This window comes from Aureibaculum koreense (assembly GCF_034296135.1).
Lineage (GTDB): Bacteria > Bacteroidota > Bacteroidia > Flavobacteriales > Flavobacteriaceae > Aureibaculum.
This window is the reverse complement of the sequence record NZ_JAXKVV010000002.1, coordinates 372,393-396,226: the sequence shown is the minus strand read 5'-3', so window position 1 is coordinate 396,226 and position 23,834 is coordinate 372,393. Positions and strand designations below refer to the sequence as shown.

Below are 23,834 nucleotides of genomic sequence, written 5' to 3'. Positions count from 1 at the left end.
AACGCTACAAGATAAAATTACTGAGATGGTAAACCAACTAACTCCTGAACTTATAAAATCTATCACCAGTTATCAATTATACACTAAAACATTTTTTGAGTATTTTTAAATCAGAAATGGTATAATATCTGAATTAGGAACACCATTAATTGAAATACCGTTAATGCCATCATAAAAAGAATCTCCGTTGCCCAAAGATTGATAATTTGCCAGATAGGTAAATGCCGGTAGATTATCGGATCCTGTTCTTCCGATACTTGCACGGAGCTTAAGTTGGTTAAGCGTAGTATTGTCTTTTAAAAAATCTTCATTGTGAACATTCCATGCTAAAGCTCCAGATGGGAAGAAACCGCGTTGATTATTTGGTCCAAATTTTATAGAACCATCATAACGTGCTGTAAAAGTAGCAAGATATCTATCGTCAAAATTATAGTTTATTCTTCCAAACAATGAGTTTAGAGCCGTCTCATTAGCATCACTTGTTGCACCTACAAAATCATTAGCTGAGTTGATGTTGGTCAATATTATATCATCTGGAAAACCAGCGTAGTCTTGTGATTCCAAATCGAGTCTTGAATGGTCCCATGATATTCCAAATACTGCGTCGATGGTATGCTTTTCTGCCAAAGTTTTTTTATAATTAAGTGTATTTGACCATGAAGTACTTGTGCCTGCTGTATGTTGTACATCTAACAACGCACCCTCAGTTCCAAAAAACTGTCCAAACATAGCATTCAGTGTAAATGATGGACTAAATACAGAGCTTCTATCATTATTTATATTAAGGCTCAGTTGCGACCTGAATTTTAGACCTTTAATAAGTTTATATTCTCCATAAGCTGAACCTAAAATGTTTTGAGAGATTGCACTGTTTTTAATTTTCCCCTCGTCACCTAAAGGGTTTCTCACGGTAAAACCAAATAGGCCTAGTGCTGTGGAATATGAACCGTCTTCATTAAAAATCGGTAAATCTGGTCTAAAAAAAGCCCCTCTAGCTAAACTTGTTAATCCAGATTGTTTATTGATGGAATAATTATAGCTAAAATTTGCACCAACGTTTAGCCTATCAGAAAGATCAGCGTCAATGCTACTTGAAAAATTATATCGCTTAAATTTATTTCCGACCATTAAACCCTCTTGGTCAGACACTCTTGTAGAAATCAAATAATTGACTTTTTCGGTACCTCCTGAAACGCTTAGATCGTATTGGTTCCATATGGCATTTTTATTTGTTATCTCATCTTGCCAATCTGTATTGGCATCACCAAAATTAATAGTGCCACCTAACCCCTGGTCCGTTATAAATTGATTGTATTGACTTGCATTGAGTACATCATATTTGTTTAAAGTATTTTGGACAGTTGTATTGTAGAAAAAATTTAAACTAGGCTTTCTGTTTCTTTTACCTCTTTTGGTAGTGATGATTACTACTCCATTTGCTGCACGAGATCCGTAAATGGCGGCTGAAGAAGCGTCTTTTAGGATATCAACACGCTCTATATCAGCAGGATTAACGGACAACAACGGGTTCTCACGGTCTCCGAAAACACCAATACTACCAATATCACTAAATTGTGGATTAATTACTATAGGAACACCATCTACAACATAGAGAGGTTGATTATCTCCTACAAGTTGACTTAAACCTCTAATATGCACTATGGCACCGCTACCTGGACCTCCCGTTTGAGAGGATACATGTACACCGGGAATTCTACCAATAATTGTCTGATCTATCGTTTGTGCCTTAATTTGTTGAATTTCCGCAGTTTTTATCGATCCTACCGAACCCGTTAAATCTTTTCTCTGAGTTGATCCATAACCTACAACAACAACTTCTTCGAGAGATTCATTCTCCACTTTAAGGGTAACGTTTATTATTGATTTATCCGTCACCGAAACCTCAGTAGTAATCATACCAACAAATCTAAATACTAAAACATCTTCTGTGCTTGCTCTAATACTATAGTTACCATTAAAATCAGTACTAGTACCTTGATTGGAATCTTTCACCAAAACAGTTACCCCAGGTAACGGGTCACCATTTTCATCGGTAACTTTACCAGTAATGGTTTGTTGGCTAGGTTTCTCTTTGATAATAATTGTATTGTTCTCAGAAAGTTCAAAGTTAAAATCGACGCTAGATAAGCTCTTTTCCAACAATTTATTTGCTCTGATAGTCCCTTTTTTAACTGCTACTTTGGGGTAGCCCTTAAATAAATCGGATCGATAAATAAAGGTATATTCCGTTTGGTTTTTAATAATTTTAAAAACCTCATCAACGGTAATTATTTTGTCGGTGTCAATTTTGACTTTCGCACTTTGCGAAAGAATTTCACCTGACGAAAAACTAAAGACTGTTGTACAGAACAAGAATATAAAAGATTTCATAAGGATGAGCAATAGCTTTTTTTTGATCCCGATTTCTATCGGAACGAAAAAATAGTTAGTAAACTTATTTTCCATAAATTTGTAAATTAGTTAGTTAAACTTTGTTTTAATTAATTACTTTGAGGGGAATTCTAGGTTTGTGTTGTGAGAGATGTGAACCAGATTCCTCTTGTTTATTTAAAAATTATCGTTTTATCTTTTATTTCATAGTTAATACTATTTGTGTTTTTAATAGTGTTCAAAATATCTTCTAAAGGTTGTTTCTTTCGTAATATACCGTTAAAAGCAGTGTTTTCTATCTCGTTATTTTCAAAACGCACGTCAATATCGTACCAACGTGATAATACTTTCATAATATTCTTTAGCGACATGTCGTCAAAACTAAAAACCCCATCCTTCCAAGCAATTTCGTTATAAACATCGACCATTGCTAAGCTTATATTTTTACTGTTAAGAGTAGATTGTTGTCGGGGTTTTAAAAATTCTTTTTGGTTATTTGCTTCTAAAGAGATTTTTCCTTCAACTAAAGTGGTATAAATCGAGGCTTCATCTCGGTAGGCTTTTATATTAAATTCCGTTCCTAAAACTTCAACTTCTTGTACTTGGGTAAGTACTTTAAATTTAGATCCATGATGTTGAGTGCTAGGTGTAACTTCAAAATAAGCTTCTCCGTAAAGCAATTCTACTATACGGGTTTCGCCCTCAATAAAAGTAACGGGATATTTAAGTTGCGATTCGGAATTTAACCAAACTTTTGTACCGTCTGCCAATTCAATAAAGAACTGTCCGCCTCTTGGTATCGTTAAAGTATTGTAAGCAATTTCAGGACTAGCTTTTTTTGCCTTATAAACTATTTTTTCACCGTTACTTTTGGCATTGGCGGCATTGTAACCCTTTCCTTTCTCTAAGGCAATTGTTGATCCATCCTCCAATGTTAATGTGGCTTTATCCGTACCTATTTTTATTGTTGATTTTTGATTGACAATCATATTGGTTTCAGCATTTGAATTTTCTTTGGTAGAAAAGTAATAGCCAACAGAAATTAATAAAACAATAGATGCTGCAACGGCGTATTTCCAACCATTGTTTTTATTTTTAGGGACTAATTTTTTGTTTATTGCCGACCAAGCGACATCTTTATCGACAGATTCAATATCTTTCTGATAATTAGTTGCAACGTTTAAAAAATAATCTTGATGTACCTTAGATTCGTTGTACCAGTTATCAAAAACAATTGCTTCGTCCTTAGTTAAGGTGTTGTTTAGTTTCTTTATGATGAGCTTGAATTCCATTCGGTTATTAGATGTGCTTATATATTATGACAATCAAAAATTAAAAATGGGTGACAAAAAATTAAGAAAATTTTAAAATTAAAAAAGAAATTTTGTTTAAAGCCTAATTTTTGAAGGTTTAATTAGTTGAATTATGGATGGACGACAAGTTTCACTCTTACATAAATTCTTCATACATTGATAATTAAATTAAAACCACAAAGAACACTAAGGTGACACCAGGTTTACCAAGATAAAGGAATAATTTTTTAAAGTACAATTGCTTTATGTTCGTTGTGGACTGCCCTTGTGACCATTGTGGTAAAAAAGTTTAATCTGCAACTACAGATTGGTGTAAAAGGCACAAAGAATTCTTTCGACGGAATATTTATGATTGTGGTTAGATGATAAAATTTATCGTTCGTCCTGAGTTCCTGCTGTAATTTTAATAATTATGAAATTTGGGATTTGAATTTTGCTATTGATTTGACAATAAAATCAAAATTATGCTAATAGACTCATTAATTTTAAACTTAGCTCTCTTCAATTGTGTTTTGACAGTATTAATAGATACGCCCAATTCAATAGCTATCTCAGCATATTTATAACCGCTCAAAAATTTTAATTTAAAAACCTTTTGCATTTTATCTGGCATGGATTCCACAATCTTTAAAATTTGGTTGTAAATGATTTTTTTATCATCATCTAAAAAATTGTCTAGGGTATTTTCGGTAATTAAACTTGCAGTTAATTCAAGAAAGTTGGAATTGTCGGTAATTTTTAATGCTTTTAAATAATTTAAGCATCGATTACGTACCATAATATGTAAGTAGGAATTTAAGGACTTTTCTATTTTAATTTTAGAGGAATGTTCCCAAATATATATAAAGACATCTTGTACAATATCTTCGCTAGCTGCTAAATCATAAAGGTAATTATTGGCATATCTTACCAAGTCATCATAATGCAACTGAAACACACCTTTAAAAGCAACACGATCATTATTATTGATTTGTCTTATGATAAGATCGGATTCCACAATTACTAAATTGAGATTCAAATATAGAAAAATGGAATAAGAAAATTTTAATTACGACATAAAAAATAAATACGACCTTACTGTTAATTCCTAATTTAAATTAACAGAACAACTGAAGTGAGGTTATTATATTTCTTTATATTTGAGTTCCATTTTTTAAATTAAAAATGAACAAATTCATTTACTTTTTTTTACTTTCCATTATAGGCTTAACATCAAATGCTCAATTCAGCCCGTATTTTAAAAATTATTCCATTGCAGATTATAACGCAGGTAATCAAAACTGGGGGCTTTCAAAAACCGATAACAGTCAATTGTTTGTTGCAAATAACCAAGGGCTATTGTCTTATGATGGCATAAAATGGAACCTTATTGAAATGCCCAACAAAACTACGGTTCGTTCCGTATTGCATAAAGAAGGAAAAATTTATGTAGGATCCTACGAAGAATTTGGCTATTGGCAAAAAGATGATAGAGGTGTTCTAGTATATACTTCATTAAGCGACCTTATTAAAGGTCAACCATTTCATGATGAAGAATTTTGGCAAATAATTGCTTGGAACGATGCCATTATTTTTCGTTCATTTTTCAATATTTATATTTATAAAGATGGTAAAATAGAGATTATCCACCCAACTTCAACAACTATTTCTTGCCATTTGGTCAATAATCGGTTTTATGTGGCAACGCTAAAAAATGGAATTTTCAGTTTAGAGGATAATAAATTAGTACCCTTTATTTCTGAAGACTTTTTAAACGAAAAGAAAGTAAGTTTTATAACTTCATATAAAAACAATAAATTATTGATAGGAACTGCCCTACATGGTTGTTTTATTTATGAAAACGGAAAATTGATTCCATGGGAAACACCTATAAGCAACGAATTGAAAAAGTACCAACTCAACAATTTTTCAAAAAATGAAAATAATTTCGTATTCGGAACCATCCAAAACGGCCTTTACATAACTAATGGAGAAGGGCAAATTAAATTCCAGATAAATAAGGAAAACGGACTACTCAATAATACTATATTAGGCCAAATAGTAACCAATGATGGTAAGTTATGGTTGGGCTTAAATAGCGGAATTTCTCAAATTGACCTAAGTTCAAATCTAATTTTTTACAATGATAGTTCAGGTAAATTAGGTGCGGTTTATGATATTATTAATTATAAAAACACAACGTACATAGGCAGTAATACTGGGCTTTACTATTTGGATAAAAAAGACAAATTGCAATTTATAGCCAATTCTCAAGGACAGGTTTGGGACTTAAAGGAAATTGATGGGCAATTGTTCTGTGGCCACAATAACGGTACCTACTTAGTAGAGAATAAAAAGTTAAAATTAATATCTGCACAAGCAGGGGGTTGGGTAATAAAAAAAGTTCCAGAATACCAAAACACTTACGTTCAAGGTACGTATGTAGGGTTGGTATCCTATAAAAAGAGGGTAATTATTGGCGTGTAAGGCATTTAGGGGAGACCACTAATCCTTTCCGTTTTTTAGTTTTTGAAAATAAATCAACCGCATGGGCAGCACATGCTTATAAAGGATTATATAGAATTCAGTTTGACAATAATTACGATAGTATTGTAAATATTCAAAATTATGGCAACAAGGGTTTAAATTCTGAGTATAATGTACGTGTGTATAAAATAAAAAATGATATTTGCTTTAAAACGAACGAAGGATGGCAAAAGTACGAAGCCCTAAAAGATAGTATTATAGACTCCCCTTTGTTAAATGATGAATTTGGTAAAGACGCTTATATTATTTCAGAAGAAAATGAAAATATACTTACTTTAAAAAAGGAGAATGCTATTGAGTTTAGGTCGTTGAGTGGCAATAATAATCAGATGATTATTACTGATGAATATTTCAAAAACAGATTGGTTATAGGTTATGAAAACGTTTCAAATTTCAATAACGATCAGATAGCACTAAGTTTAAACGATGGTTTTCTTATTACGGATAAGTCAAAAAAAACAATAGATAAAAAACCTCTTAAACCAATTATAGATAATTTTAAGGTTAACAATCAAACACTTTTATTAAATGATGTAAATAGAAAAGATTTTAAATATAAAAGTAATATTTCAATAGGTTTAACAGTCCATGGAACTACAAATCATTATTTTGAATATACATTGGATACCATTGCACCAATTGAGTGGACCAGAATAGAAAATAGCAGTTTGGAATTAAACAATTTAACGGAAGGTTATTATAAAATCTATTTTAGATCAAATAATAACTTTGCGATATCATCAGAGATTACCGATATAGATTTTAGTATTAGTCCACCATGGTATAGAGCAAAAACAGGTCTATTATTGTATGTATTATTAGGATTATTGGTTATAGTTGTATTTTACTTCTTGCATAAGAGGAAAATAGTCAAAGAACAACGATTATTACAACTTGACTTGGAAAATAGACAAGCTATTGTCCTAAAAGAGAAAGCGATTGAAAATGAAAAACAGCTTATATCTATTAGAAATGAAGCTCTAAAAAACGAGCTAAAGTTAAAGAGCAAGCAATTGGCTAATAACGCCATGTCTTTGGTTAAAAAGAATGAAACTTTAACGGGTCTAAAGAGAGAGTTTGTATTAAACAGAAATAGTTTTGACGCTCAACTTTATCATAAGTTACTTAAAAAAATTGATGGATCTTTAGGGCAGAAGGATGAATGGAAAATATTTGAGCATAATTTTAATCAAGTCCATGAAGATTTTTTTAACGGATTAAAAAAACAATTCCCAAAATTGACCCACAAAGATTTAAAATTGTGTGCTTATATAAAAATGAACATGCTTACCAAAGAAATAGCACCATTGATGAATATTACTGAAAGAGGAGTGGAAACACACCGTTATCGTCTTAAAAAGAAGCTAAATTTGAACAAGGAAGATTTACGGGATTTTATAAGTAAATTTTGATTATATAAAGTAAAAAGTTCTCTTCTTGGAAGGAGTTAGGGTGCGTTATTCAATTTTAACCAGTATTTTAATCGAATTAATGCACTGTAATACTACGTCAATACTACGTCATTTTTAAGAATACTTGCCCAAAAACATATCTTATACACTGGTTAAAACTACGTCAATAGCCATTTTTAGAATTTTAACATGATTTGACGTAATTAAAATGTATTGCTTTTTTTGAATACACATAAACTTATATTAAATTTAACAATACTAACATTCAAATATATAATTTTATGAAAAGAGCATGTTTAAAAAGCACGAACTTTAGTAAAAATGGATTTGACGATTTCAATTCAACCCACAAGGAAAAAAGTGGGTATTGGAGGACTTCAAAAATTCATTTACTACTGTTATTTTTCACCTTATCAATTTCAGCAGCCTTTGCCCAAGAAGTTACGGTTGCCGGGGTTGTATCAAGTGCAGATGACGGAATGCCGTTACCGGGAGTAACCATTCTTAAGCAAGGCACAACACAAGGTACGAGTACTGATTTTGATGGTAATTATTCAATTACGGTAAATAAAGGTGATGTATTGGTATTCAGTTTTATTGGTTTTGCAACCCAGAATATAACTGTAGGCGATCAAACCACTATTGATGTGGTTATGCAAGTTGATGCACAAAGCCTTGACGAAGTAGTTGTTGTGGGGTATGGTACGGCTAGAAAACGTGATTTAACCGGTTCCATTGTAAGCGTTAAAGGGGACGAAGTGGCGGATAAGCCAGCTACCAATCCCGTAGCTTCATTACAGGGTAAAGTTTCTGGATTAACAGTGGTAAACTCTGGGCAAATTGGTCAAAGTCCAGATATTAGAATTAGAGGTACAAGTAGTAGGTATAATGTTACTCCATTATTTGTGGTGGATGGAATATTTGCTGATAATATTAATTTTGTTAACCCAAACGATATTGAATCGATTGAAGTATTAAAAGATGCGTCTTCATTGGCAATTTTTGGTGTAAGAGGTGCTAATGGTGTGATTATTGTTACCACAAAAAAAGCAAAAAACGGAGAATTTACAATTAACTTTAATTCATCTATAGGTGTAAAAAACATAACAGGTGCACCAAATATGGCGGATGCTTCTTTATTTAAACAGCTCTATGATGAACAATTAGTTAATGAAGGTGTAGCACCTTTTTCTTACTATGGAGTATTTACTGGAGATACTGATTGGGTTGATCGAATTGCAAATAATTCAGCGGTTATCCAAACCAATAATATAAGTATACAAAACGCTACTGAAAAAAATAAACTTTCTTTTGGTTTGGGATATCGTTTAGAAGAAGGCTTAGTTAAAAATGAAGAGTTGAAGAGGATTACTTTGAACTTAAATAATGAATATAAGTTATCAGAAGGTTTTAGATTGGGTATAACTATTAATGGTCTAAGAGATAAACTTCCGAATTCGGGTGGGTTTGGGTCTGCTTTAAATGCTACTCCAATTGTTGATCCAATTCATTTTGATTCTCGGCCCGAGTTCAATGGTCTTTATAACCAATTGCCAATAGAAATTGGCGGACCACAAATCGGCAATCCTGCCTTAGTCGCTGAGGTAACTAAAAACAAAAGTATTGCACAGAGATATCGTTTTGTTGGCAGCTTATTTGCAGAGGTTGATTTTTTAAAACACTTTACATTTAAAGCGAGTGTTTATGGGGATTATGATAATTACAGATCGAGGTCATATACTCCTATTGTTGCAATTTATGTATCCGAAACAGATGAAATTGAAAACTTTAACGGTAATCAAATTACAAGGGTAAATCAATCCAGTAGCACAGGTTTTAACTTTCAACAAGATTATTTACTTTCATTTAAAAAAGAATTTGGTAAGCATGATTTAAATGCAGTCATAGGTTATACAACCACAGAGGTTTATGTCGAAAGTATTTCTGGTAGTGTGGAACATGACCCTAATGGAACAGTAGGTATTATTCCTGATGATGAAAGGTTTTGGTATTTAAATGTCTATCCCTATGGAGATCCAACTACAAGAACATCTAATTCTAGTCAATTTGATAGAGCTACTTCTTCATTTTTGGCAAGAGCATTGTACAGTTATGATGGGAAATATTTATTGAATACTTCTTACCGTAGAGATGCTACATCACAATTAGCACCAGATAATAGAGCACAGGATTTTTGGTCTGTTGGTGCGGGATGGGTAGTTAGTGATGAGGACTTTATGAACGATGCAGGTAAATTGAATTATTTAAAATTAAAAGGATCAATTGGGGCACTGGGAAATCAAGCTTTGCCAGGCGGTACTAACTACCCGTATTATCCAGGTGTAAGTCAGGCTGCTACAGCGGTTTTTGGTGAGCAGGTTATTCCTGGTTTTATCCAGAAGTTTGAGGAAAATCCAGATTTAAAATGGGAAACGGTTAAAATGTGGGAACTTGGTTTTGAATCGAGATGGTTAGATAATAAATTAACCTTTAATACCAATTACTATAATAGAAAAACGGAAGATTTATTGGTATTTGTGGACACGGGTGTGCAAACATTTTTTGATAATTTTGGTGAGATCGAAAATAAAGGTTTTGAGTTTGAAGCCTCTTGGAATGATAATGTCAGTGATGATTTTAGCTATTCTATAGGAGGTAATATTACCACTATCAAAAACGAGGTTTTATCTACTTTTGAAGATGCACCTATTTTTGCTAATGGTACTGCTTCAAGAACTATTACAGGTGAGCCTATCGGTAGCTTCTATGGATATATTGTAGATGGTTTATATCAATCTAATGCAGATATTGCAGCTTCAATTCCGAGTTCTTTAGGGACTTATGCACCTGGTGATTTTAAATATAGGGATGTTGATGGAGACGGTGAGATAACTCCAGATGACAGAACTACAATAGGTAATCCAACCCCAGACTTTACCTATGGTTTTTATACGAATTTTAATTATAAGAACCTTTCTTTAAGCGTTGATTTTCAGGGTGTTTATGGTAATGAAATTTACCGTAATTGGGGTAATGGCAATTCGTTTGCACAATTTAACTTTAGGGCTGAAAGAGCTGATAGGTGGAATGGGTCTGGTACATCGAATTGGGAGCCTAGGCTATTTAATACAGATTATAACAGACAGCCTTCAACCTACATGATAGAAGATGGCAGCTATTTTAGAATTCGAAATATTCAATTGGGATATGAGTTTGATATTGAATTACTTGAAAAATTTAAGATACAACAATTGAAGCTATATGCTAACGTACAGAATTTATATACTTGGAAAGATACCTCTGGGTTTACGCCTGAAGCAGGAGGTTCTCCAACATCTTTTGGTGTGGATTCTGGGGGATATCCTGTACCTGTAATATCAACATTAGGACTTAGTTTAACATTTTAAAAATAAAGTTATGGACTATATAAAACTTATAAAGAATTTAAGAGTAGTGTTTTTGGCGGGTTTACTAATGATACCCATGTCTTGTAACGATGATTTATTAGACAAATTACCGTTAGGTGAAGTTGCAAACAACGAAGAACTAGGGGTTGGTGGTCAAGAGGTCGCTGTATTTGGAATATATTCATTGTTAAGAACTACTAATGTAGGGAGTTGGAACAGGCACTGGTTTGGGAGCATAAGGTCTGACGATGCACAAAAAGGAAGCACATCAGGAGATTCAGCAGCTAATGGAACTGCCTTTAACGATTTTGAGTATATTGCTACCAATGGATTAAGTACTGGTTGGTGGAACGCTCATTACGAAGTTATTTTTGCATGCAATGAAGTCATAAATAACATAGCGGAGTCTGGAGCTACGGACGAAGGAAGTTTGATTAATGATGCCGAGGCAAGAGTCATTAGGGCATTGATGTATTTTGAACTGCGAAGGGATTATGGGGAGGTTCCCATAATTACGGTTACCATTGATGTACCTTCCGATGCTTTCGCACCAAAATCTTCTGTTGCAGATATAGATCAATTTATTAAAGATGATTTAGAGATAGCTGAACAAAATCTACCACTTACTTGGGCAAGTTTTCCTGGAAGGGCTACTTCGGGATTTGCAAAATCGTTATTGGCCAAGTTATATCTTTATCAAAAAGATTGGGCAAATGCCTACAGTAAATGTCAAGAAGTAATTGATTCAGGAGTTTATATGTTAGACCCAAGTTTGATCAATTTGTTTGAGAGAGGTGGTAATAATGGTGTCGAATCTATTTTTGAAATTCAACAAACTGTAACCGAAGGTGGACAACAATTTAATAGTATATATTATATTTCTCAGGGTGTAAGAGGAACAGGTGCTTGGAATTTAGGCTGGGGCTTTAATACACCAACACAAAACCTTGTTGATGCTTTTGAACCCGGAGATGCGAGAAAAGCAAATACCATATTGGAATCTGGTCAAGACGATGGAGGTTTCGGAAGTGGAACTTTACCAGAATCACCTCCTTTGGCACAAAAGTATTGGAATAAAAAGGCCTATACTATGGACGATATTCGTTCTTCATTGGGAGTCAATAGCAACCGATGGGAGAACATTAAAATTATTAGATATGCCGATGTTCTTCTTATGGCGGCAGAAGCTGGTAATGAATCTGGGGTTATCTCACCATCTGAAGTCGCTGATTTAATCAATATGATTAGGTCTAGAGCGGGTCTTCCTAATACAAGTGCTTCTTCCCAAAGTGAACTTAGGGATGCCATTAAGCAAGAAAGACGAGTTGAGCTTGCTTTAGAAGAGTATAGATTTTATAATTTGGTACGTTGGGGAGATGCTACTTCAGTATTGGGTAGTTTAGGTTACGAACCTAAACACGCATTATATCCAATTCCTCAAGAGGCCATTGATAATTCGGGCGGGGTTATTGTTCAAAATCCTGATTATTAATAAATAAAGTATAGAAATAATGAAAAATAAAACGTTAAAATATATAGTTCTAGCATTCATAGGAATGCTAGCTTTTAGTTGCCAAGATTTGGAGCGGCCAGCATTTAGTGATTTTCTCTATGATGGTCCTGTAATCACTCTCTCAAATCCTAGTAGTAGTGGTTCTACTGTTGTTCGATCAACAGAACCTATTGCACCAATTACAATTGAATTTCAAGTTGAAGATGATCTTGGAATTGCAAATATTACCGTAACATTAGATGGTCAAGAGATTGCAAATATGACTGAGTTTTCAGATAACAAACTTGTAACAGTAGATAATCTAACGCAAGAGGTAAGTACGGGAAGTCACACATTGACAATTACAGCTACGGATACCAATGATGTAGTTGTTACAGAAACTGCTGTATTTGAAAAAATTGATACACCACCCTATATGCCTATGTACGATGGAGAAATGTTTTATATGTCATTTAACGGTGACTATGCTGAAGCTGTAAGTGGAAATGGTGCCACAGAAGTAGGCACCCCTGGTTTTTCGGGAGAAGCAAAAGTAGGTACTGATGCCTATGCCGGAGCTGCGGATTCATATCTAACGTTCCCGGCAGCGGATATAAAAAGTGAATCATTTAGTGCCGCTTTTTGGTACAAGGTAAATGCTGATCCCAATAGAGCGGGCATTTTAGCGATGAGACCCCCGATGACAGGTGGAAATCACGATTTGACCAAAGGGTTTAGTATTTTTAGGGAAGATGCGGGCGGTAAACAGGGCATTAAGTTAAATGTTGGTATGGGAGCACAAGGCCAGTGGGTTGACGGCGGGGCCGCTTCCCAAATTGATCCTTCTATTGATGAATGGGTTCATGTAGCATTTACAATAGCTTCGGATAAAGCGGTTGTTTATATAAATGGAGAAATTGCCAAAGAGAGCGATTTGGCATCACCAATCGATTGGACGGGTGTGGATTTATTGTCCATCATGTCGGGTGCACCGAATTTTACACAATGGAACCATAACTCTGATAATAGTTATATGGATGAGCTTCGATTATTCAATAAAGCGTTGACACAAAATGAAATTACAAGACTGGTTGCTGATGGTAGTAAAATATTTAATATGTCTTTTGATGGTAGTTATACTGAAAACATTACCGATACAGATGCCACAGAAGTAGGCACCCCTGGTTTTTCGGGAGAAGCAAAAGTAGGTACTGATGCCTATGCCGGAGCTGCGGATTCATATCTAACGTTCCCGGCAGCGGATATAAAAAGTGAATCATTTAGTGCCGCTTTTTGGTACAAGGTAAATGCTGATCCCAATAGAGCGGGCATTTTAGCGATGAGACCCCCGATGACAGGTGGAAATCACGATTTGACCAAAGGGTTTAGTATTTTTAGGGAAGATGCGGGCGGTAAACAGGGCATTAAGTTAAATGTTGGTATGGGAGCACAAGGCCAGTGGGTTGACGGCGGGGCCGCTTCCCAAATTGATCCTTCTATTGATGAATGGGTTCATGTAGCATTTACAATAGCTTCGGATAAAGCGGTTGTTTATATAAATGGAGAAATTGCCAAAGAGAGCGATTTGGCATCACCAATCGATTGGACGGGTGTGGATTTATTGTCTATCATGTCGGGTGCACCGAATTTTACACAATGGAACCATAACTCTGATAATAGTTATATGGATGATTTAAAATTGTATAACAAAGCCTTGTCACAAGAGGAAATAAAAGCAATTATGTAAAAAATAATTATTTTGAGTTAGTAATTACCATCAAAGCTAAAACCTAGATGAGATGGTCTTTTAGCTGCATTCTTAATTGAGTGCAGCTAAAATTTACTTGACATTCAGAGCTTATAAACAAGTGATTTCCGATGAATTAAACATCAACTTGAGCAAAAAACCTATCCAAACTGACCAGATTGTGGAATGGATGATTTCTATTTTGTTAAACAAAAGCTTAATAGTAATAATTGTCCCCTTGATAAGTGAGACAAAAATTTTCTCAAGTGGAGGCAATGACATAATATAATAGAAATGGGAAAGCGAAAAGTCCTCCCCTTTTTTCAAGGGGAGGTACCCTAACGTCATTTTAATTTTTATAGAATTTTTAAGGGCGGAGGGGTTAAGGGGTTTTAATAACACTCTGAATACCAAACATTTAATAAACATGTCAATGGTAGGGGACTTTAGGGGTGCATTTAACTGTTGTCAATCTTGAAATACTATGTTGTTGCAATACTTAAATATAATACCAAGACGATTAAAAAAAACTTAACCAATGAAAACAAAACACTATCTATACACCCTAATCTTACTCAGCTTTTTAGCTTTTTCCTGTAAGGACAAACCAAAAGAAGAAGCCAGTGATCAAAAAGCAGAAAACAAGGATCAAACAACCGAGTTTAAGTTGACCGTAGAAGACGAAGTTTTACTAGATACTATCCAAAAACAAACCTTTAATTATTTTTGGGAAGGAGGAGAGCCTAATTCTGGCTTGGCAAGGGAAAGAATACATATGGACGATATCTATCCCACTTCACCAAAAAACACGGTTACTATTGGCGGTAGTGGTTTTGGGCTCATGGCTATTTTAGTTGGTGTTGAGCGTGGCTTTATCTCACGGGACCAAGCATTTAAACGCTATGTTAAAGCTGTAGATTTCCTTGAAAAAGCAGATCGTTTTCACGGAGCTTGGCCCCATTGGCTAAATGGCGAAACTGGAAAAGTATTGGCATTTAGTAAAAAAGATAATGGCGGTGATTTAGTGGAAACCGCATTTTTAGTTCAGGGTTTATTAACAGTAGCAGAATATTTTAGAGAGGGAAATGAAGAGGAAAAAAAATTAGTTGCTAAAATTGAGCAACTGTGTAACGAAGTGGAATGGGATTGGTACACTAAGGGTGAAAATGTGCTGTATTGGCATTGGTCGCCTGAATATAAATGGGAAATGAATTTTCCTGTAGGCGGTTATAATGAAGCCTTGATTATGTATGTTTTAGCGGCAGGTTCGCCTACGCACCCTATTAAACCAGAAGTATATCATAAAGGTTGGGCAAGAAATGGAGACATTGCCAAAGACACCGTTTATTATGGATTGGAAACCGAATTAGACCATTACGAACATGATAAATCTCCAGTAGGTCCTCTTTTTTGGGCACATTATTCCTATGTTGGTATGAACCCGAAAGGGTTAAAGGATACTTATGCCGATTATTGGAAGTTGAACCGAAACCATGCGTTGATTCACTACAGACATGCCGTAGAGAATCCTAATAATTATAAAGGATACGGAGAGAATTTTTGGGGCTTCACCTCAAGTTATTCTATGAAAGGCTATGCAGGTCATAGACCTGATAAAGATATTGGTGTGGTTTCGCCAACTGCTGCCCTGTCTTCATTTCCATATACCCCAAAGGAAAGTATGCAAATGCTAAGACATTTATATAAAGATATGCCTGAATATATTGGTAAATATGGCCCTTACGATGCCATAACGTTGGAACATGATTGGAAAACCGTTCGGTATTTGGCTATTGACCAAGGACCAATTCCATTAATGATAGAAAATTACAGATCAGGTTTGTTATGGAATTTATTTATGAAAAATAAAGACCTCCAAAATGGATTGAAAAAACTTGGTTTTACAAGTCCTTATTTTCAATAAAATTTTATGGCGAACAATTTGTCCCCTTGAGGGGACTTTAGGGGTGTAATCATGAAATTTTAATCCAATTTTGAAAACGAAAATAATTCCCCTCCTTTGTAATCCTGAGCGGAGTCGAAGGGTCAAGGAGGGGTACCCATAAACAAATATTAAATTTAGCTGAAAGGTAAACGGCGGGTCGTCATTCGTGAAGTCCAACTCTATCTCAGATAAAACTAAAACATGAAAAACATAAGAAATATTTTATTATTTACCTTCGTCATAACAATACTTTCCTGCGGAAAAAATGACGATTATGTCTATGAGCCGCCCAAACCTCCCGAGCCGGAACCAACACTGACCGATGAGGAAATAATGGACCTAACTCAAAAAGAAACCTTTAAATACTTTTGGGATTTTGCCCATTCAAATTCTGGAGCGGCAAGAGAACGCTATCATCCTGGAAATCCGTCTAACGATGCAAATACAGTGACTACAGGTGGTACAGGTTTTGGGCTTATGGCTCTTTTAGTAGGTATTGAACGTGGTTACATTACTAAATCACAAGGAGTTCAACGTTTCGATAAAATTCTCACTTATTTAGAAAATGCCGATCGATTTCATGGAGCTTGGCCACATTGGTTAGATGGAAATAGTGGTGCTGTAAAACCATTTAGTGCTAAAGATAATGGTGGAGACTTGGTGGAAACTGCGTTTTTAGTACAAGGTCTAATTTGTGTGAAAGAGTATTTTAAAAATGGAAGCGATACCGAAAAAGCACTTGCTACTAAAGCGGATGAATTATGGAAAGGCGTGGAATGGAATTGGTACACCAACAGCAAAAATGAATTGCTCTGGCATTGGAGTCCTAACTTTGGTTTTGAAATTAATTTAAGATTAAGAGGACACAACGAAACAATGATTACATACATTTTAGCAGCAGCATCGCCAGATTATACAATTTCTAAACAAGTTTATGAAGAAGGTTGGGCAAATAACGGTGCCATAAAATCATCGGCTTCGCAGTATGGATTTCCGTTGGTATTAAAACATGCTGGTGCTCCGCAATTTGGCGGGCCATTATTTTTTGCCCATTATTCTTACTTGGGGCTGAATCCTAAAGGGTTATCAGATCAATATGCCAATTATTGGACATTAAATGTCAATCATTCAAAAATCAATTATCAATATTGCGTAGAAAATCCTAAGAATTTTAGAAATTACGGTAAAGATTGTTGGGGTTTAACGGCTAGTTATACCAGAAATACTGATGGAAGTATTGGATATTCCGCTCATAAACCAGATAATGACACTGGTGTTATTTCGCCCACAGCGGCTATAAGTTCTATTCCTTACACACCTCAAGAATCTTTAAAAGCAATGCATTATTTTTATAAAAATAAAGATAAATTATTAGGGCCAGCCGGATTTTATGATGCGTTCAGTCCACAATACGATTTTTGGGTAGCGGAAGCCTATTTGGCCATTGACCAAGGACCACAAATCATTATGATAGAAAATTACAGAACAGGTTTGTTATGGAATTTGTTTATGCAAAATACCGATGTCAAAAATGGATTAAACAAATTGGGATTCAATTACCCGTAGTAGGGGCGAATCGAATTCGCCCAACAGGATATGGCCAAAAACAAATCGCATTCGCCCTGTATCACATTCACCCAAATCAGGGATTTATGGGTATGTTTTTGATCAAATTGGGATTGTTTTATCAGAATGCATCAAATAAAATGTAGAAAATCCATTGAATTTTTTTTAAATTTAAACTATAATTTAAAAACACAACATTATGAAAATCAAAAACTTATTTTTAATCAGCATATTGTTTCTAACAGCAAATCTTTATGCCCAACATAAACAATCATTTGTAAAAGAATATTTAGTGGAAGGAACTGATACGTTGAAATTAAGGGTGTTGTATCCTAAAGATTTCAAAAAAACCGAAAGTTATCCTTTGGTTGTTTTTCTTCATGGAGCAGGGGAAAGAGGAAATGATAATGAAAAGCAGTTGGTTCATGGAAGTCAATTATTTGTTGATTCAATTCAAAAATACCCGGCCATTGTAGTTTTTCCGCAATGTAAGGAGAATGATTATTGGGCTAATGCTGAAGTAGATAGAACAACGAAACCCATTACGTTGCAATTCCCTAAAGAGCGTAAACCTACAAAATCTATGCACTTGGTTGTTAGGTATTTAGATGAACTCGTAAAAAATAATTACGTTAATAAAAATCAAATTTACTTAGGTGGGCTCTCCATGGGCGGAATGGGTACTTTTGAATTATTGGGTAGAAAACCCCATATGTTCGCCGCAGCATTTGCTATTTGTGGAGGGGGAAATACAGAATTAGCCGAAAAATATGCTAAGAATACACCAATGTGGATATTTCACGGTGCGGAGGATGATGTTGTAGATCCGCGACTATCTGTTGAAATGGTATCGGCATTAATGAAATACGGTGCAAAACCAAATTTTAATTTATACAGAAATACAAATCATAACAGTTGGGATGCCGCCTTTGCTGAACCCGAATTATTATCTTGGCTGTTTTCAAATAAGAAAAAAAATTAATTAAAAGTTCAAAATTTAACATTCAATTTTATCATTCCCGCTAAGGCAGGTTAGTAGAAAAACCAATTTTGTCATTCCTGCAAAGGCAGGAAAAAAACTAAATAAACATGAATCAATTAAAATTACGAAACATTCTATTTCTGACCACTTTTTCTTTGTTTTTTATGTCCTGTCAAGGTCAAAAAGCAACTACTGCTGTTAAAACCAATTTATCAATAGACCAAAGAGTCGATTCTTTGATGAAATTGATGACCTTGGAAGAAAAAATAGGACAGCTTAACTTACCAAGTGCTGGTCAAATTACTACGGGTCAGGCTACGAATTCCGATATAGGCGGAAAAATAGAAAAAGGTCAGGTAGGTGGACTTTTTAATATAAAAACTGCAGAAAGCATTCGTGAAATACAACAAATTGCAGTTGAAAAAAGCCGATTGAAAATCCCGTTGCTTTTCGGAATGGACGTAATCCACGGCTATAAAACAACATTTCCTATTCCGTTGGGGCTTTCCGCTTCTTGGGATATGGATCTTATTGAAAAAACCGCGAGAACCGCCGCACAAGAAGCATCTGCCGATGGTATCAACTGGACGTTTTCACCTATGACGGATGTTTCTAGAGATCCGCGATGGGGAAGGATTTCCGAAGGATCCGGCGAAGATGTATATATTGGTAGCAGAATCGCTGAAGCCATGGTAAAAGGCTATCAAGGCAATGACTTGACCTTAAACAATACCATTATGGCCTGTGTAAAACACTTTGCACTGTACGGTGCCTCGGAAGCTGGAAGGGACTATAATACGGTTGATATGAGTAGAATTAGGATGTACAATGAGTATTTACCACCTTATAAAGCCGCGGTAGATGCCGGTGTAGGTACCGTAATGGCTTCTTTTAACGAAATTGATGGAGTTCCCGCCACGGGCAACAAATGGTTGTTAACGGATTTATTGAGAAAGGATTGGGGCTTTAAGGGTTTTGTAGTTACCGATTATACCGGAATTAACGAAATGATAGCCCATGGCATGGGAAATTTACAAGAGGTATCTGCCATGGCATTAAAAGCAGGTAGTGATATGGATATGGTCGGTGAGGGATTTTTAACCACTTTAAAAAAATCATTAGATGAAGGTAAGATCACTATGGAGGATATTGATAGCTCCGTAAGACTCATACTTACGGCCAAGTTTAAACTCGGTTTGTTTGAAGACCCTTACAGATATTGTGATCCAGAACGTGCAAAAAAGGAAGTTTTTACTACCGAAAATAGAGCTTTTGCAAGAAAAGCAGCAGCTGAATCCATGGTTTTGCTCAAAAATGAAAACAGCGTTTTGCCGCTAAAAAAATCAGGAACTATAGCACTGATTGGTCCTTTGTCTAATACAGCTGTTAATATGGCGGGTACATGGAGCGTAGCTACAGATCAACAAAATTCCATACCGTTATTGAAAGGCTTAGAGACTGTAATTGGCAACAAAGCAAAAATTCTTCATGCAAAGGGAAGTAATTTAGATTACGATTTAGAATACGAAAAACGTGTTACCACTTTTGGTAAAACCATTCCGCGGGACAATAGATCCGATAAAGAATTATTGGAAGAAGCCTTGGATGTGGCATCAAAATCGGATGTGATTATTGCTGCGTTAGGGGAAGGAGCCGAATCTAGTGGTGAGAGCAGCAGTGTAACCAATTTGCAGCTATCTCAAGTGCAAAAAGATTTGTTGAACGCCTTGTTAAAAACGGGTAAACCAGTTGTAATGGTATTGTTTACTGGAAGACCGTTGGCAATAGTAGAAGAGGATAAGAACGTTCCGGCAATTTTAAATGTCTGGTTTCCTGGAAGTGAGGCCGGCTTGGCCATTTCCGATGTTTTGTTTGGTGATGTAAATCCTTCCGGAAAATTAACCGCTACTTTTCCCATGAATGTTGGCCAAGTCCCAATTTTCTACAACCATAAAAAAACGGGGCGACCAATAAGTAATAAAGAAGGTAAGTTCGAAAAATTCAGAAGTAATTATCTAGATGTTCGTAACGAACCATTGTACCCTTTCGGTTATGGTTTAAGTTATACCACTTTTAAATATGGTAATTTGCAATTATCCGCTAAGGAAATTTCTTCTACCGATAAATTTACTGCTAGTGTAACCGTTACAAATACAGGAAATTATGATGGTTCAGAAGTAGTACAGCTTTATATACGTGATAAGGTTGGGAGTGTGACGCGTCCAGTAAAGGAATTGAAGGGGTTTCAAAAAATATTCCTTAAAAAAGGAGAAAGTAAAACGGTAACTTTTAACCTGTCCGTAGAGGATTTAAAATTCTATAATAGTGATTTAAACTATGTAGCAGAACCGGGCGAATTTGAGATTGGTATTGCTGGTACTTCTGATTTTGAATTTAAAGATAGTTTTGTGTTGAAATAGATTTTAGATATTATGGGACCTCACAGGTCTCTGAGACCTGTGAGGTCTATAAAATTTAAAAGTGTGACAAAAATAATATCAATAATAATTTTCCTAATCGTTTGTACAATAAATGCACAAACAAAAACAACCTATACTTATGCTATAAAAGATGGTGATTCTTTAAAACTAGACGTTTATACACCGAAAAATGTCAAACCTACTGACACCTTACCATCACTGTTATGGATGCACGGTGGTGGATTTGCTGGTGGAACAAGAGATAATCCCGCTGAACAAAAGCTCGCGGAATATGCTGCTCAAAACGGTTATATTGGTATTTCACTTTCTTATCGTTTAATGCGTAAAGGAAAACCTAGCGGATTTGGTTGCGAATGCCCCAAAGAAGAGAAACTAAATACATTTAAAGCAGCCGTTGAGGACTATATGGATGCTACTTTATTTGTTATAAATAACAAAGATAAATTGAATATCAATCCCAATAAAATAATAGCTGGAGGCAGTAGTGCTGGGGCAGAGGGTATTCTGAATGCTGTCTTTATGCGTGAACATTTTATAGATAATCTGGACAAATACAGATCCATAAAATTTGCGGGTGTTTTTTCGTTGGCAGGGGCAATGATAAATGCCGATTATATCACAAAAGAAAATGCAATTCCCACGGTATTGTTTCATGGTACTGACGATAATTTGGTTCCTTACGCAACAGCACCCCATCATTATTGTGATTCGGACAAGCCAGGGTATTTAATTCTGGACGGTTCGGCCACTATTGTTGAAAAATTAAATGAGTTGGAGGAATCTTATTATTTTTATTCGGTAAAAGGCGGAAAACACGAAATGTCGGGTGTTCCCTTTTATGATTTAGACAATGTATTCGAATTTTTTAATCAAACAATTTTGAGCAATAAAGTTGTGCAAACCAAAAAAATAATCAAAAAATAAATTATGCGTAACCTGTTGATTTTAATGTTTTTAATTGTATTTACTTCGTCTTGTGGTAAAGATAAAAAAAACAACAAACCACAAACGGACAAACTACAAAGACCTAATATCGTTTTTATTATGGCTGATGACCATGCCGAACAGGCCATAAGTGCTTACGGGCATCCTGTAAGTAAATTGGCACCAACCCCTAATATTGATAGAATTGCTGATGAAGGAGTCATATTTAAGAATAATTTCAATACCAATTCCATTTGTGGGCCGAGCAGGGCAGTAATCCTTACGGGAAAACACAGTCATATCAACGGATTTAAAATGAACGGAAATCGTTTTGATGGAGATCAAGTTACCTTACCAAAATTATTGCAAAAAGAAGGTTATCGAACCGCGTTGGTAGGTAAATGGCATTTACACGGCTATCCGCAAGGTTTTGATTATTGGAACATTATTCAAGATCAGGGCAATTATTACAATCCCAATTTTATACATGACGAAGATACTACCGTAATAGACGGTTATGCTACGGATATTATTACCGATTTGAGTATAAAGTGGTTGGAAGAAAATTCAAAAAAAGAGCAACCGTTTTTTATGATGGTTCACCACAAGGCTCCGCACAGAAACTGGATGCCCGCACCACGGCACATGAATTTGTACGATTCCGTAAAATTCCCCATGCCCGACAGTTATTTTTCCAAACACGAAGGACAAAAATCGGCACAATTACAACAACAGACCATTTATAAAGATATGTACGAAGGGCACGACCTTAAAATGACAAAGAAAAAGGGTTCGCCGGAATTGGCCCACAATCCTTGGAAAACCGATTTTGACAGGATGTCTCCCGAACAAAGAGCGGCTTGGGACAAAGCCTATCAGCTTAAAAATGATGCTTTTCACGATGCCAATTTAAGTGGCAAGGAACTGGCGGCATGGAAATACCAACGTTATATGCAAGAGTACTTGGCCACCGTAAAATCTGTAGATGAAGGTGTTGGCAAAATCTTGGATTATCTAGACGAACATAATCTTTCGGATAATACTATAGTGGTTTACACCTCAGATCAAGGGTTTTATCTTGGCGAAAAAGGTTTTTTTGATAAACGCTATATGTACGAAGAATCATTAGGAATGCCTTTGTTGATGAAATATCCAAAAGGCATCACGAAAGGAACAATTGTTGAAGCATTGACGCAAAACCTGGATTTTGCCCAAACTTTTTTAGATTATACTCAAGTTGAGATTCCAACTGATATGCAAGGAAAGTCGTTAAAACCGTTGTTGGATGGCAAGGTGAAGGATGCCGATTTTAGAGATGCTATTTATTATCATTATTACGATTTTCCAGCCTTTCATATGGTACACAAGCAGTACGGGGTTAGAACCGATCGCTATAAGCTCATACATTTTTATGACGATATTGATACTTGGGAATTGTACGATTTAAAAACAGATCCCACAGAGGAAAAAAACCAAATCGACAATCCCGATTATAAAGAAATTAAAGAAAATTTGTTGGTTACGCTGGATTCTTTGCAAAAAGCATATAAAGTAACTGATAACGATTTTAAAAGAGCTCCTGAAAAAGCTGTTGAACGTGCTTATAAACAGTTTGAGCGATTGAGGGGAAAAGAACCTAAGATTGATTTTTAATCATATTTATGTACATTAGGCGTCAGTAAAATTAA

Annotated in this window: 14 protein-coding genes; 11 read left to right on the top strand and 3 right to left on the bottom strand. The window is 35.2% G+C overall.

The annotated features are described in order from the left end of the window. Positions 1 to 105: 105 nt before the first annotated feature. The 3 genes from UMM65_RS03725 to UMM65_RS03715 all read right to left on the bottom strand — a co-directional run bounded on the left by UMM65_RS03725 (position 106) and on the right by UMM65_RS03715 (position 4,701). A complete protein-coding gene (locus UMM65_RS03725; RefSeq protein ID WP_321975131.1) occupies positions 106 to 2,391 on the bottom strand; it encodes a SusC/RagA family TonB-linked outer membrane protein in 2,286 nt (761 codons plus the stop codon). A 173-nt stretch (positions 2,392 to 2,564) separates the two neighbouring features. Beyond that, positions 2,565 to 3,683, bottom strand: coding sequence for a FecR family protein (locus tag UMM65_RS03720; RefSeq protein ID WP_321975130.1), 1,119 nt, complete (start codon positions 3,681 to 3,683; stop codon positions 2,565 to 2,567). 457 nt (positions 3,684 to 4,140) lie between these two features. Continuing rightward, positions 4,141 to 4,701 carry an RNA polymerase sigma-70 factor gene (locus UMM65_RS03715; RefSeq protein WP_321975129.1) on the bottom strand — a complete coding sequence of 187 codons (561 nt, stop codon included), beginning with the start codon at positions 4,699 to 4,701 and terminating at the stop codon, positions 4,141 to 4,143. Between the two features lie 167 nt (positions 4,702 to 4,868). On the opposite strand from UMM65_RS03715, the gene UMM65_RS03710 reads away from it, so the two are divergent. From UMM65_RS03710 to UMM65_RS03660, 11 genes are all read left to right on the top strand, one after another. Then, positions 4,869 to 6,170, top strand: a complete 1,302-nt coding sequence (locus tag UMM65_RS03710; protein ID WP_321975128.1) for a ligand-binding sensor domain-containing protein — start codon at positions 4,869 to 4,871, stop codon at positions 6,168 to 6,170. A gap of 179 nt (positions 6,171 to 6,349) precedes the next feature. Beyond that, the gene (locus UMM65_RS03705) at positions 6,350 to 7,642 is read left to right on the top strand and encodes a helix-turn-helix transcriptional regulator (RefSeq protein ID WP_321975127.1); all 1,293 of its coding nucleotides are present in this window, start codon (positions 6,350 to 6,352) and stop codon (positions 7,640 to 7,642) included. Positions 7,643 to 7,923: 281 nt separating this feature from the next. Then, positions 7,924 to 11,049 (top strand): SusC/RagA family TonB-linked outer membrane protein, encoded by a 3,126-nt coding sequence (locus tag UMM65_RS03700; RefSeq protein WP_321975126.1) that lies wholly within the window; start codon positions 7,924 to 7,926, stop codon positions 11,047 to 11,049. A gap of 10 nt (positions 11,050 to 11,059) precedes the next feature. Beyond that, positions 11,060 to 12,541, top strand: coding sequence for a RagB/SusD family nutrient uptake outer membrane protein (locus tag UMM65_RS03695; protein WP_321975125.1), 1,482 nt, complete (start codon positions 11,060 to 11,062; stop codon positions 12,539 to 12,541). 19 nt (positions 12,542 to 12,560) lie between these two features. Next, positions 12,561 to 14,288, top strand: a complete 1,728-nt coding sequence (locus UMM65_RS03690; RefSeq protein ID WP_321975124.1) for a LamG-like jellyroll fold domain-containing protein — start codon at positions 12,561 to 12,563, stop codon at positions 14,286 to 14,288. A 538-nt stretch (positions 14,289 to 14,826) separates the two neighbouring features. Beyond that, positions 14,827 to 16,212, top strand: a complete 1,386-nt coding sequence (locus tag UMM65_RS03685) for a glucoamylase family protein (protein ID WP_321975123.1) — start codon at positions 14,827 to 14,829, stop codon at positions 16,210 to 16,212. A gap of 222 nt (positions 16,213 to 16,434) precedes the next feature. Continuing rightward, the gene (locus tag UMM65_RS03680; protein WP_321975122.1) at positions 16,435 to 17,799 is read left to right on the top strand and encodes a glucoamylase family protein; all 1,365 of its coding nucleotides are present in this window, start codon (positions 16,435 to 16,437) and stop codon (positions 17,797 to 17,799) included. Between the two features lie 199 nt (positions 17,800 to 17,998). Next, on the top strand, positions 17,999 to 18,781 hold the full coding sequence (locus UMM65_RS03675) for a carboxylesterase family protein (protein WP_321975121.1): 783 nt from the start codon (positions 17,999 to 18,001) through the stop codon (positions 18,779 to 18,781). 107 nt (positions 18,782 to 18,888) lie between these two features. Beyond that, positions 18,889 to 21,201, top strand: a complete 2,313-nt coding sequence (gene bglX, locus UMM65_RS03670; protein WP_321975120.1) for a beta-glucosidase BglX — start codon at positions 18,889 to 18,891, stop codon at positions 21,199 to 21,201. Between the two features lie 63 nt (positions 21,202 to 21,264). After that, complete coding sequence (locus tag UMM65_RS03665; RefSeq protein WP_321975119.1) at positions 21,265 to 22,146, top strand: alpha/beta hydrolase; 882 nt, start codon at positions 21,265 to 21,267, stop codon at positions 22,144 to 22,146. Between the two features lie 3 nt (positions 22,147 to 22,149). Further along, positions 22,150 to 23,799: a sulfatase family protein gene (locus tag UMM65_RS03660; protein WP_321975118.1), complete on the top strand. Its 1,650-nt coding sequence runs from the start codon at positions 22,150 to 22,152 to the stop codon at positions 23,797 to 23,799. Positions 23,800 to 23,834 lie beyond the last annotated feature (35 nt).